Annotated in this window: 10 protein-coding genes and 4 pseudogenes; 9 read left to right on the forward strand and 5 right to left on the reverse strand. The window is 58.8% G+C overall.

From position 1 onward, the window contains the following. Together ILT44_RS31815 and ILT44_RS31280 are read left to right on the forward strand one after the other, a co-directional pair. A pseudogene (locus ILT44_RS31815) lies at positions 1-658 on the forward strand (ISNCY family transposase); the annotation flags it as partial. 195 nt (positions 659-853) lie between these two features. Continuing rightward, positions 854-982: pseudogene (locus tag ILT44_RS31280) on the forward strand (thermonuclease family protein); the annotation flags it as partial. Positions 983-1,112: 130 nt separating this feature from the next. Here ILT44_RS31280 and ILT44_RS28330 read toward each other — a convergent pair. Together ILT44_RS28330 and ILT44_RS28335 are read right to left on the reverse strand one after the other, a co-directional pair. Beyond that, positions 1,113-1,847, reverse strand: a complete 735-nt coding sequence (locus ILT44_RS28330) for an outer membrane protein (protein ID WP_204242956.1) — start codon at positions 1,845-1,847, stop codon at positions 1,113-1,115. A gap of 260 nt (positions 1,848-2,107) precedes the next feature. Beyond that, positions 2,108-2,365 carry a WGR domain-containing protein gene (locus ILT44_RS28335; protein ID WP_204242957.1) on the reverse strand — a complete coding sequence of 86 codons (258 nt, stop codon included), beginning with the start codon at positions 2,363-2,365 and terminating at the stop codon, positions 2,108-2,110. Positions 2,366-3,236: 871 nt separating this feature from the next. Here ILT44_RS28335 and ILT44_RS28340 point away from each other — a divergent pair. The 4 genes from ILT44_RS28340 to ILT44_RS32040 all read left to right on the forward strand — a co-directional run bounded on the left by ILT44_RS28340 (position 3,237) and on the right by ILT44_RS32040 (position 7,668). Next, positions 3,237-3,845, forward strand: coding sequence for a 2-hydroxychromene-2-carboxylate isomerase (locus ILT44_RS28340; protein ID WP_204242958.1), 609 nt, complete (start codon positions 3,237-3,239; stop codon positions 3,843-3,845). Positions 3,846-4,014: 169 nt separating this feature from the next. Next, positions 4,015-5,760, forward strand: coding sequence for an adenylate/guanylate cyclase domain-containing protein (locus tag ILT44_RS28345; RefSeq protein ID WP_204242959.1), 1,746 nt, complete (start codon positions 4,015-4,017; stop codon positions 5,758-5,760). 676 nt (positions 5,761-6,436) lie between these two features. Beyond that, a protein-coding gene (locus ILT44_RS28350) for an IS5 family transposase (protein ID WP_204242960.1) occupies positions 6,437-7,206 on the forward strand; the annotation gives its coding sequence in 2 pieces (ribosomal slippage) (positions 6,437-6,758 and positions 6,758-7,206; 771 coding nt in all). Between the two features lie 219 nt (positions 7,207-7,425). Further along, complete coding sequence (locus ILT44_RS32040; protein WP_372441279.1) at positions 7,426-7,668, forward strand: DUF6894 family protein; 243 nt, start codon at positions 7,426-7,428, stop codon at positions 7,666-7,668. Here the strand turns inward: ILT44_RS32040 and ILT44_RS28355 are convergent, their stop codons facing one another. Further along, the gene (locus tag ILT44_RS28355; protein ID WP_204242961.1) at positions 7,669-7,896 is read right to left on the reverse strand and encodes a hypothetical protein; all 228 of its coding nucleotides are present in this window, start codon (positions 7,894-7,896) and stop codon (positions 7,669-7,671) included. Between the two features lie 451 nt (positions 7,897-8,347). Between ILT44_RS28355 and ILT44_RS28360 the strand changes: the two genes are divergently transcribed. Next, positions 8,348-9,070 (forward strand): Crp/Fnr family transcriptional regulator, encoded by a 723-nt coding sequence (locus ILT44_RS28360; RefSeq protein ID WP_204242962.1) that lies wholly within the window; start codon positions 8,348-8,350, stop codon positions 9,068-9,070. Positions 9,071-9,339: 269 nt separating this feature from the next. Here ILT44_RS28360 and ILT44_RS28365 read toward each other — a convergent pair whose 3' ends face one another. Further along, entirely contained in the window at positions 9,340-9,564 is a 225-nt protein-coding gene (locus ILT44_RS28365; RefSeq protein WP_204242963.1) for a hypothetical protein, read from the reverse strand. A gap of 196 nt (positions 9,565-9,760) precedes the next feature. Here ILT44_RS28365 and ILT44_RS32045 point away from each other — a divergent pair, with 196 nt between their 5' ends. After that, positions 9,761-10,150, forward strand: coding sequence for an MFS transporter (locus ILT44_RS32045; protein ID WP_204242964.1), 390 nt, complete (start codon positions 9,761-9,763; stop codon positions 10,148-10,150). A gap of 32 nt (positions 10,151-10,182) precedes the next feature. On the opposite strand, the pseudogene ILT44_RS28375 reads toward ILT44_RS32045, so the two are convergent. Continuing rightward, positions 10,183-10,903, reverse strand: a pseudogene (locus ILT44_RS28375) (IS6 family transposase); the annotation flags it as partial. Between the two features lie 55 nt (positions 10,904-10,958). On the opposite strand from ILT44_RS28375, the pseudogene ILT44_RS28380 reads away from it, so the two are divergent. Continuing rightward, a pseudogene (locus tag ILT44_RS28380) lies at positions 10,959-11,393 on the forward strand (transposase); the annotation flags it as partial. Between the last annotated feature and the right edge of the window lie 242 nt (positions 11,394-11,635).

The raw sequence follows: 11,635 nt of genomic DNA on the forward strand, positions 1-11,635 counted from the left end.
TGAACGGGCGCATGCCACCTTGCAGGACCGGCTGGTCAAGGAGCTGCGGCTGGCCGGCATCAGCGATCTGGAGGCCGGCAATGCGTTCCTGCCCGGCTTCATCGCGAGCTACAACAGCAAGTTCGCCCGGCCGCCGGCGCGGGATCGGGATCTGCACCGGCCGCTGGACGGGATGAACGATCTCGGTGACATCCTGTGCTGGCGCGAGACGCGGCGGGTCTCCCGGCAGCTGGTCGTGCACTACAACCGGATGAAGTTCACGCTGCATCCGAGCGAGATCACGGCGCGGCTGGTGGGTCAGTTGGTGGAGATCTTTGACTTTCCCGATGGACGGCTGGAGATCCGCTGGAAGGGGCTGCCGCTGGCCTATGGGGTGTTCGACAAGCTGCAGCGGGTCAATCATGCGGCGATTGTCGAGAACAAGCGGCTGGGCGAGGTGCTGGCGTGGATCAAGGAGCGCCAGGATGCCCGGCCCGTTCCGTCCGGCGTTGGGGCAGGCCCCCGCCGCGCGAGCCAGAAGGCGGGCTTGATGAAAGATCGCGCGGATCGTTTGGCGCAGGTCGCCAAGTCTCAGCCCAAGCCCGAACGCCTGGGCCGGCGGCGCTCCGATCGGGCAGTCTGCGCGCCGCCGTCCCAGGCTCCGTCTCACACGGCCTGACTGACACTTTGACTTTGCGCCTCAAGCGACATTTCAACTTGGTTGCCACATCGCCTTTGGTGCCGGTATGGCGGGGGCACACTCCGCCATACTTCCGAGGGCAAACCGGCCGTTTCCAGCTTCGTCCCCACCGTATTCCCCACCGGCGCGGTTGGCCTAGGCACCGATACCTATACCCCTGCCCGTCCGATTGCCGGCCGGGATGAGGACCGATACGGGCGCAAGCTCCGCGTCATCGTGCGCGACGGGCAATCAGTGGGCGCCACGCTCATTAAAGCGGGTTTGGCGCGGCGATGGGACGGCGCCCGGCGGCCGTGGTGCTAACCCCTCGCCGGCGCTTTAGGGCTGCGATCTTCTCGAGGGCCTGGCCGCATCGTTTCCTCTTTCCTCCACCTGAAACGAAAAAGGCCCGGGTGTTAACCTGGGCCTTTTCTGTCTCTGTGGAAGACAGATCTTAGTAGGTGCTGAACTTGTAGCTGAGGCCAGCACGAACCGTGTGGAATTCAATGTCGTTGCTGCCGAGCGAGACATTGTCGAAGAAGTTATCACCACCCTCATAGCTGGTGTAACGGTATTCCAGACGGGTGGTCAGGTTGTTGGTGAAGGCATATTCGATACCAGCACCCAGCGTCCAACCGGTCAGGTTGTCGTCGCCGCTGTCGAGCAGACCGAAGCTGCCCGACACGCCTGCGAAGGCGAAACCACCGGTCGCGTAGATCAAAGCACGGTCAAACGCGAAACCGGCGCGAGCGCGAATCGAGCCCTGCCAGTCGAGAGCATTGCCAGCGAAGCCGTAGTTCGTGAACACGACGCCGTCGGGGCCAACAATGACCAGGTCATCGTCGTCGTCGCCGAACACGCCTTCGACATCGCCTTCAACGCCGATCACGAACGAGCCGAGCTGGTAGTTGTAACCAGCATGGACACCGGCCAGGAAGCCGTCGCCGCTGTCACCGAAATCGCCGCTCTGCACCACGAAGCCGCTCGGGAGAACGATGTCGTTGTCGTTGGCATTCCAGCCATAGCCGACCTGGGCACCGACGTAGAAGCCGGTCCAGGTGAAGACCGGGACGGGAGCGTAAATGGGAGCCGGAGCGGCGCGTGATGGCAGGTCAGCAGCAGAAGCGGCGGAGATGCCGGCGGTGGCGAGGGCCGTGGCAGCGAGCAGGCCGAGAAGACGGGTTTTCATGAGGAGAATCCTTAGGACGAGAAGATCTTGAGACAGATTATGGAGAGGCGGGAAAGAAAGGCTATGACAAAGATACAACACCGCTCCAGTTTAGGCCCCGCTTGTTGAGGCCCAGGCTGCAACTATGCTTACCGAGACGTTAACACTTCGTGGATTTGACACAGCAGGTGCCGTGTGCGCTACTGGTTCTGTTTTCGGAAGCCTCCGAAGGCGAGGAGAACTAACCCTGCCCCGCAATGGGCAGGGTTTTTTCGTAGGCGTTACAAGTCCCGATACCCTCGCTGGCGCTTGGCCGCGGCTATCTTCTCCAGCGTCTGACCGGCCTCGAGATCGCCGGCGAATTCCTCAACCTTCTCTTGCCCGTTGGTGCCGATCCGGCCCCAATTCCGGACGAGCCGCACGGTGCCGAACAGGTCGCGCTCAATCATCAGCGAGTAGAAGCGCCGGGTGCCCTGCTCCGGGTCGATCCGGTGCAGGACCAAGTAGTGCTTGATCGGGGAGCGGAGATCGTCAGGCATCACGGGCTGCCGGAAGAAACGTTTAACGACGAATATGCTTGTCGAAGTAGGAGTGTGTACCGAACACTCCGTTCGTGTTTCATCCGTGTTGTATGAAGCCGACTGTTAGGGGTTGCAACCCCCAGCACAAAGGCAATAAAAAAGCCCGCTAAGTGATTGACAAGGCAAGCTAATTTGGTGGTAGCGGAGGTCCGTTTCATGCGCTCCCCACACATCCAGAGGCCGTTGTTTTTCCTGGGTTCTGAGGATACGGCTCAGCTTCAGGCAAGCACATAGAGAAGCTAAACGAGGTCTCCACCTATGAAGCTGTCCCAGCGCCCATGCTGCGTCTGCCACTAGCTCAATCCTTGCCACCCTCAATGACCCTGAGCCGCCGCATGAGTGGCGGTAGATCGGGAGGTGGTCGGTTGAACATCAGGTCCACAAAACAGGCATGGCATTTCGGGTGGTATTTGCCGGGTGGCCGTTCGCCAGGGTGTCTGCGCCACGGGCAATCAGCAGCCAGCCGGTCAAGCAGATCGTCAAGCGAGATCTCACGGCCGAATTTTGCCGCCAGCCGGGCAAGCCGATATGAGCCCTGTCGGTTGCAAAGATTGCAACCGATACGGACAACCACCCACGGAGACTGGCGGCATTCGGTAGCAAAAGCCATCAAGGCTGATCCGTATGTCCGATCCGTGCGGCAAGTGCTCTTGCCTCCCTGCGAGCTACGTTTCACAGTAACGCCAGCGAGGGAGCTACCACTTCTTTGCAGGAAGCATCTGCGCCTAAGCGTTCGATACTGTCACTCGGTATGGCACGGCCAGTCGGCAAGGCTTCGCGGCCAGCTAAGTCCGACGGTCGATCCAGGCTTTTTGAACAGAGACTCCTTATGGCGCAGCCCCTCGACTTCTACTTCTTTACCGGCTCCACCTACACCTATCTCACGGTGAACCGGATCGAGGCGAGGGCTGCTGAGGCAGGCGTGCCCGTACGGTGGAGACCGTACAACCTGCGTGTGATCCTGAAGGAAACCGGCGTCACGCCCTTCCCGCCTGAAACGGCGAAGCGCCGGTATATGTGGCGAGACATCGAGCGGCGGGCCGAGCGGCTCGGCATCCCCTATACGTCCGAGCCGCCGTATCCCGTCGAGCCAGACCTGAGGGCGCTGCGTGTTGCGCTAGTGGCGGCTGATGAGGGGTGGTGCCCGGAGTACATGAGGACGTACTACCGCGCTTGGTTCATCGACCACAAGCCGCCGGGACTGGACGACAACATGGCGGCCTTCCTCAAGGGAATGGGGCGCGCGCCCGATGCCGTGATCGCCCAAGCATTGTCGGCTGAGACGACCCGGATAATGGAGGAGAGTGTCGAGGAGGCGCATCGCCTTCGGCTCTTCGGCTCCCCGCACTTCGTGGTAGCAGGGGAAGTCTTCTGGGGTGATGACCGCCTTGAGGAGGCTCTTGAGTGGGCCTTGAGGCGAACCGAGGTCACGTCATGAAAACTTCGATGGGAAGGTGCCGCCCTGTCCGCAAAAGGTATTTCTCACGGCAAACCTTCACCAGGGTGGCGGCGCTTGCTTTTGCCGGTCAGTTCCAGCCAATCTTCATACTGGCTGGACACCCCATTTCTCTCGCATCAGAATCTGTCCCGAACTGCACGAGGGTCTGATGGATCGGCAGGAGAACAAGGTCGAGAGGCGGCTGGCCGCGATCTTTGCCGCCGATGTGGCAGGCTACTCGCGACTGATGGAGCAGGATGAGGTCGGGACGCTTCGCGCCCTGAGTGGTCATCGCGACATCATGGACCGGATCATTGCCGAGCATGGCGGTCGCATTGCCAACACCGCTGGGGATAGCGTGTTGGCTGAGTTCCCCAGCGCCATTGATGCCGTCCAGTGCGCGGTAGAGATACAAAATCGGTTGGTGTTGGACAGTCAGAACAAGCCCGAAAGGGAACGCCTTCAGTTCAGGATTGGGGTTCATGTTGGCGATGTCATGGTGCGGGCAGGTGATCTTCTCGGGGATAGCGTGAATATTGCCGCACGTCTGGAAGGGATTGCTGATCCGGGCGGCGTCTGCATTTCAGAGGCTACTTATGAGTATGTACGTAAGGCCCTGTCCCTTGCCTTCACGGATCTCGGGCCACAGAGAGTCAAGAACATCGAGGAGCCGATCCGAGCTTACGCCCTAAAGACACCCTCACTCGCCCCAAGCGGGGCACAGCAGGCCAAACCGCTTCCACTGCCCGATAAGCCCTCCATTGCTGTCCTGCCATTCACCAACATGAGCGGCGATCCTGAACAGAGTTACTTCGCTGATGGCATGACCGAGGATCTAATAACAGCACTATCTCACCTCCGCTGGCTGTTTGTGATAGCCCGAAACTCTACCTTCGCGTTCAAAGATCAAGCTGCGAACGTGCAGCAGATTGGTCGCCAACTTGGAGTGCGTTACGTCCTTGAAGGCTCAGTTCGAAAGGCAGGAGCCCGCGTCCGCATCACTGGTCAGCTAGTTGAGGCTGCGACCGGAGCCCACATTTGGGCCGAACGCTATGACCGCGATCTGACCGATATTTTTGATGTGCAGGATGAGATCGCCCAAAGTGTGATTGCCGCTATGGAGCCGAGCTTGCGAAAGGCCGAGATCAAGCGTGTTCAGCGCAAGCGCCCAGATGACCTGAACGCCTATGATTATTACCTGCAAGCACTCGCTCATATGTATGAACAAGGCTTGGAAAGTCGGGCCGCTGCGCTGGAACTCATCGACCATGCTCTAAAGATCGATTCCAAATACGCAGAAGCGCATGGGGTGGCCGCATGGTGCTACTTCGCGAAGTCTCTTTGGGAAGGTAGTCTTCCAGAGCCATACAAAGATGCAATGCTTCGGCACGCTCGTGCCGTTCAGGAGCTCCAGACTGACGATGCGACGACGCTTGCTCACACGGCTATCGCCCTTGCGCTTGTGACACGGGACTACGAGACTTCGTTGGACATGATCGACCGGGCCATCATGCTCAATCCAAGTTCCGCACATGCACACGGTCATGGCTCAGTGATTAACACCTGGGCGGGTAACTATGATCGCTCGATAGCTCTATCTGAGCGTGCCCTGCGGTTGTCACCCTTTGATCCACTAAGTGTGATGCCGCTCGCGGGAAGAGCCGGGGCTCACATGATGAAGGGCGAGTACGAGGATGCTGTCGGCTGGACCCGTCGAGCATTACAGGTTTACCCGAACCATACACCCTCGTTCCTAATAAGGATCGTCAGTCTGATGCGCCTGGGCAGAACCACCGATGCCCAAGTGACTGCACAACAATTTAAGGTAGTCGCACCCACGTATCGCATCATCCCGAACGCCCCGGTGCTTGGACAGTTCTGTGACGAGCTACGAGGCGCTGGCTTGCCCTCCTAAGCAGTATTGCCTCACGCTTCCCCATCCTTCGCCACTGCCGCCGTTCATAACCCAGGGCCACCCAATATCGGTGATCCTGAAAAGCTCCTCGACACTGATGCCGGTAGAGGTGCCGTAACGAAGCATCTTCTCGCGGTCGGCTTCGCACCTGTTTTGGCAGCGTCCGTCGCCAAGATTGGAACGGCAGCCTTGCGGCTGCGTTTCCTGGCCGTCAGAAAGAATTCACAGTAGGTGCATCCCTTGCCTGTCTTAGACAGACTGTGGGTGCCAAGGCCCGGCAGTCGTTCGGGCCTTTTCTTTTCTGCCAAGCTGAAACCATGAGCCAACTACTGTTTTGGTCATGTGGTGGGCAACCTCTCGAACAGAGAAATCCCACTAACAGGAATAGACCAGATCGACCGCTTAAGCGGGTTCCTAACAGCGGCTGGTCTTACCGGCACAATGGCCGGGCTCCCGCCCCGGCCTGAGCAAATGGAGGCTAGGATAACGATACCGCCAGGGCTGAAGCTCGCCTCCCAACCGTCAGATTAAGCGTTGGAGGCATCCTTCCGCTCTACAATCTGAAAGAAATTGCCGGGCAATCCGGATCAACGTCAATGACGTGTGACTACGGCCTGTTAGGGCTTGAACCCTTTGCACCTGGAGGCGTTTTGCTCGTCCTGTTTGAGGAGGAGCCATGCTGACGGATGCACAATGGGCGATGCTGGAGCCGCTGGTGGAGCAGTGCCGTCCGAGGGGCAAAACCCCACCGCACGATCTGCGTCGCACGATGGAGGCGATCCTCTGGCGGCATCAGAATGGCGCCAAATGGCGCTCTGTGCCCGTTGAACTGGGCCCTTGGTGGCGGGCCGCTCAGACCTTCATCCGCTGGGCTCGCCTGGGTGTCTGGGAGCGTCTGCTCACCCTGGCGCAGGCGCGCGGCATCCAGCTTGGAATGACGTTCCTCGACGGCACCAGTGTGCGTGCGCACCAGAAAGCCGCCGGAGCGCGCCGAAAAGGGGCTCTCAAACTCAACGAGACGATCGTGAAGCACTTGGCCGATCGCGTGGCGGCTATGGCACCAAGGCTTGCGTGATCGCCGACGGCTTGGGACGCGCGATCGCGTTTCGGATTGCACCGGGTCAGGCACATGAGTTGCCTGACGCCATTCCGCTGCTCGACAGCCTGTCGGGGGTGCCCGCCTGGGTGGTGGCTGATCGTGGCTATTCCAGTCACAGCTTCCGCGAGCACATCTGGAGCCTCGGTGCGAGACCGGCGATCCCGACCAAGTCCAATGAGGCACCGGTCGCCTGTCCGAACTGGATTTACAACAATCGCAATGTTGTCGAGCGGCTCTGGGCGAGGTTGAAGGAGTGGCGGGCTGTTGCAACCCGCTACGAGAAGACGGCCTCATCGTTCATGGGCATACTCTGTCTCGCCGCTGCTCTCGACTGGCTCAAGACCTAACAGGACCTAAGAGTCACCACGGGCGGTTCCCAAAATTCGAGAGAACCGCCCGTATATTTTTAGCGGACTGAGCACGCATTGAACAAAACTCAACTCCCGTCCCAAGAGAGACGGCACAAACATGCCGTTAAATGCAACAAAGATGATCTATTTTGATGATAGATCCCGCGTTGACCGTTGGATTCGCTATGAGAAATTATTAATCTGTAGGCCGATCCTATGCCTTTATACTATCTCGACATCCATAATACCCAAGGTCTTTACAACAAAGACTATCACGGCACAGATCTACCCAACTGTGAAGCTGCGCGCACGGAAGCTCTGAAAGTAGCGCACGAGCTATACGAGGCTTGGTGCAACGATCCACCTGAACTGCTGGCTGGGATGGCTGTCGAGGTTGTCGATGAGATCGGGCAGTCCGTGCTGACAGTTCCCTTTCCGCGAGGCAGAAGGTCGGCGTAATCAATGCAGTCGATGATGCGGCAGCCCTCCCAACATCATCACCTCCTGCTCGTGGGCCAAAGCGGCTCGCAAGGCGAACCATCGTGCCTCTATCGTTACAAGGCTCCCACTTGCCTGCTGATAGATCTTGAGCGCCGCTTCTTCCTCGCGAAAGAGAGCTTCAATCGGACTAAAGCTCTGCTGCTCGAACGCAGTATCAACGACCTGATCCAGTTTCTCCCGAGCCATGGTAAGAGCAAACGCAGCCTCAGCATACCTGCGCCGAGCACGCTCTAGTTCCTGTTGGGCCTCGGTGAAGGCATTCAGGCATACAAGGTGAGGCAAATCCCCAAGGTCATTCTCCCGCTACGGCGTCGCGATGCAGTCAATCTTGACGGAAGACGATTGTTCCGTGTGAGACCAGAATTCCCATTCGCGTGCATCACAGCGTGCCCACTCAGGGCGGGCGTCGATCAAGGCGTTCATCATCCACCAAACCCTATAGGAGTGTGATTGGCTGAACATCATATGCCCCCCATTCGGAATGAACGACACCCGGATGTCCAACCCAGAGGTATGGGACACCTACTCAGGGCCCAAGTAACTCAAACGTACCTTCAGCCTTCACCTGTTCGTGATAAGCTTAAGCTTACTCTTCCGCGTTACGCTCATAGACCTATAGGAGCGATGTAGCCGTATCATGGCAAAAATTCCGCAGCAAGGTCATCGAGCCAACCGGCTTCTCGCCGCGCTAGAACCGGCAGACTTTGCCGCTATTGAACCGCACCTTGAGATCGTAAACCTACCAAAGTGCGCAGTGCTCTACGAGGCTGGCGAAGCCATTCGATACACTTACTTCCCGCACGATGCCATCGTGTCCCTTGTTGAAGTCATGGAGGACGGGCGTGTGGCCGAGGTGGCGCTGTTCGGGCGAGAGGCGCTGGCTGGCCTCCTGAGCGCCTTTGTCAGCGGTGAAGCCCTCGGACGCTATGTGGTCCTGATCTCGGGCACCGCCTCGCGGATACCGGTTGAACAGATGGGTAGGGTTCTCGTGTTGCGCTCCCGGCTGCGACGGATGGTGGCCGCTTTCAACGAGGCGCTGCTCGCCCAAACGTTTCACACCATGGCCTGCAATACTCTTCACCCGGTTGAGGCCCGCTGCTGCCGCTGGCTTCTCAGCATCCATGACCGGATGGATCGGGACATCCTGCCCCTGACCCATGAAACACTGGCCGAGATGCTTGGTGTCCAACGCTCCACGGTGAGCACTGTTTTGCGAACCCTTCAAACCACTGGCCTGATTGAACAACGCCGAGGCGGCATCGTCGTCACCGACCGCGCTGCTCTCGAACAGACCGCCTGTGAGTGCTACCGCAAAATCCGCCTCCGCGTTGAGAAGGTGCTCCCCGGCACATACACCTAACATGAACCTATTGGGCTAGTGATCCTCTGCAGGCCAGGGAGCTTCGTATGACGTGGCGTTTTCTGCGCGAGCCGATTGGTCACTCCACGGTTTGGGGTATGCGGACGTGGGCGGCTTTTCGGCAGCGGCTTTTCCGACAGTCACTCGGGGATTAACGGCCTCGTACCGATATAATCGGGGTATTCTCTCATCCAAAATGCACGCAGGAGATTGCCATAGGCTGGCTAGATGTCCTGATTGTTCCAAGGCGAGCGGAGGTCTTCCTCTCCCTACTCCTCCACCTCCTTGACCACAGCCGCTGTCCATAACCCCAGGATTACGTCAGGATCGGTGATCCTCATAAGCTCTTCGACGCTCATACCGATAGAGGTGCCGTGTTGGAGCATCTTCTCCCGGTCGGCCTCAAACGTCTCTTGATCAGCCCATTCTGGCCGAGCATCTATCAGCGCGCTCATCATCCGCCAGACCCTATGCGAATGTGATTGGCCGAACATTCCTGCTCTCCCCGCTTGAAGCTCATTGGCTTTCTGAATGCCAGAGGATGCCGAACGAATGATGAACAAGCGGGCTGCCCTGCGATACTTTCATGGATGGTGGAATGGCTGACTATTCCGAACAGTCCATCTCCACAAACCGTGTCGAAGATTGTTCTCATGGTACTTTCCGATCAAGTCATGCTCAGGACAGCCCATGCTCACGAACCGCTGGCACATACTAGACCTTCTGTTCTTTGCGCGGACGACCTTCGCCTTTCAATTTCAGACCGTTGCTTCCACAGCACCCTTTCTCAGACAGGATTTGGCAATCGGATTCTCTGAGATCGGCACTCTCATTGGCCTTTATATGGTCCCCGGCATCATCTTGGCTCTTCCCGGTGGTCTCGTCCTCAGACGCTTTGGCGACCGGTCCCTCGGCGTAGCGAGTCTCTTCCTTATGGCCGTGGGTGGAGCGTTGATGGGACTGAGCGATACCTATGTTGGCGCTTTGGCGGGTCGTCTCATTAGTGGTTCCGGCGCAGTGATCTTGAGTCTTGTACTGACAAAGATGACAACGGAGGTTCTGTTGCAACGGCTGACGTAGATCAACCGAAGGCGAGACGCGAGCGCTAGTTTTGCGACTACGCCGAACAGGGTAGCAATGAAGTCGCGCTGAGCGCCCATGTCATTCGCTGGTGCACTTACGACCTGTCCCTTGCGGATCATCGCCATCGCCTCATAGCCCGCAATCGTCTGGTTGGCCGTCACGAAGCTCGTGAAGCCTAGCCCTGGCCGGACCAACCGCTTGATGCGCCGGTGATCCTGCTCGACGATGTTGTTCAGAAGTTTCACCTGCCGGAGTTTAGCAAACCGCCAGAGCTCGCCGGCACGTTTCATAGCCTTCGTCGCAATGGGATAGGCAGCGTTCTTGTCGACCGTGATGGTTCGCGGATTGACCGTATGCGGCTGCTTCAGCGCTTTCCGGAAGAAGCGTCTTGCCGCCGCTGCGTCCCGCTTGGGTGAGAGTAGAAAGTCGATGGTTTGCCCGCGAGCATCGACGGCGCGGTAGAGATACACCCATTCTCCTTTCACCCGAATGTATGTTTCGTCGACACGCCACGAGCCGTTCATCATGCGGAGGTGCGGACGGATGCGCTTGTCCAGTTCGGGAGCGTAAGCCTGGATCCACCGAAACAAAGTCGTGTGGTCAACCTGAATGCCACGATCAGCCAACATGCGCTCGAGATCGCGGTAACTGATCGGGGAACTGCAGATACCAGCGCACCGCCCACAGGATGATCTCCGCTGTGAACTGCCGACCCTTAAACGGGTTCTTGTTACCTTGCTTCACTTTCATCCCCACTCAGCCTCCGCCTGTCGTAGCTCAGGCGGAGCAAGCTTCAAAGCTGCAACAGAACCATCCGGTCAGCCTCAGGCTGGCCACCATCCCCGGCATTGGTCCGATTGTCGCTTCCTGTCTCTCGGCCAGTGTTCCAGACGCCAGCCTGTTCCAGGGCGGTCGGGAGTTCGCCGCCTATCTCGGCCTCGTGCCCCGGCAGCACTCAACCGGCGGCAAGGCGCGGCTGGGCTCCATTTCCAAGATGGGCAACCGGCATCTGCGCAAGCTGCTGGTCGTCGGCGCGCACGCGGCGCTCTACAGCATGAAGTCGGGCAAGACCAGGACAGCCCTGGCGGACTGGGCCAGGTCGCTTCTGACCAAGAAGCCGTTCAAGGTGGTGGCCGTCGCGCTGGCCAACAAGATCGCCCGGATCGCCTGGGCGGTGATGGCCAGGAGCACGGCTTACGAGCCTGGGAACACGGGAGCCGCCGCGCGGGCGGCCTCATAGACAGAGAGCTCAGACTATTCGCCCTGAGGGCAACCCAGTTGGCACGGTGACGATGAGATGATGTGAAGCCACAGCGGATATGGACCGCCGGATCTGGACAACCCGTGGCATCGTCTTGCGCCAGTCAAGCGCGATAACTTGAGAGGGACCAGGTTCAGCGTAAAACATCAGATGGGGTATTCGGCTTGAGCCCTATCTTCGACGGATATGCATCGAGGTGTTGTGCTCCGAGCTGATGATAG

Origin of the sequence: Microvirga arvi, from assembly GCF_016892765.1 — a bacterium.
Lineage (GTDB): Bacteria > Pseudomonadota > Alphaproteobacteria > Rhizobiales > Beijerinckiaceae > Microvirga > Microvirga arvi.

What these genes read in the sequence shown, in the direction of transcription:
- ILT44_RS28330 (WP_204242956.1), bottom strand. Translation starts at nt 1,847, where the DNA reads ATGAAAACCCGTCTTCTCGGCCTGCTCGCTGCCACGGCCCTCGCCACC.
- ILT44_RS28335 (WP_204242957.1), bottom strand. Translation starts at nt 2,365, where the DNA reads ATGCCTGACGATCTCCGCTCCCCGATCAAGCACTACTTGGTCCTGCAC.
- ILT44_RS28340 (WP_204242958.1), top strand. Translation starts at nt 3,237, where the DNA reads ATGGCGCAGCCCCTCGACTTCTACTTCTTTACCGGCTCCACCTACACC.
- ILT44_RS28345 (WP_204242959.1), top strand. Translation starts at nt 4,015, where the DNA reads ATGGATCGGCAGGAGAACAAGGTCGAGAGGCGGCTGGCCGCGATCTTT.
- ILT44_RS32040 (WP_372441279.1), top strand. Translation starts at nt 7,426, where the DNA reads ATGCCTTTATACTATCTCGACATCCATAATACCCAAGGTCTTTACAAC.
- ILT44_RS28355 (WP_204242961.1), bottom strand. Translation starts at nt 7,896, where the DNA reads ATGGCTCGGGAGAAACTGGATCAGGTCGTTGATACTGCGTTCGAGCAG.
- ILT44_RS28360 (WP_204242962.1), top strand. Translation starts at nt 8,348, where the DNA reads ATGGCAAAAATTCCGCAGCAAGGTCATCGAGCCAACCGGCTTCTCGCC.
- ILT44_RS28365 (WP_204242963.1), bottom strand. Translation starts at nt 9,564, where the DNA reads ATGTTCGGCCAATCACATTCGCATAGGGTCTGGCGGATGATGAGCGCG.
- ILT44_RS32045 (WP_204242964.1), top strand. Translation starts at nt 9,761, where the DNA reads ATGCTCACGAACCGCTGGCACATACTAGACCTTCTGTTCTTTGCGCGG.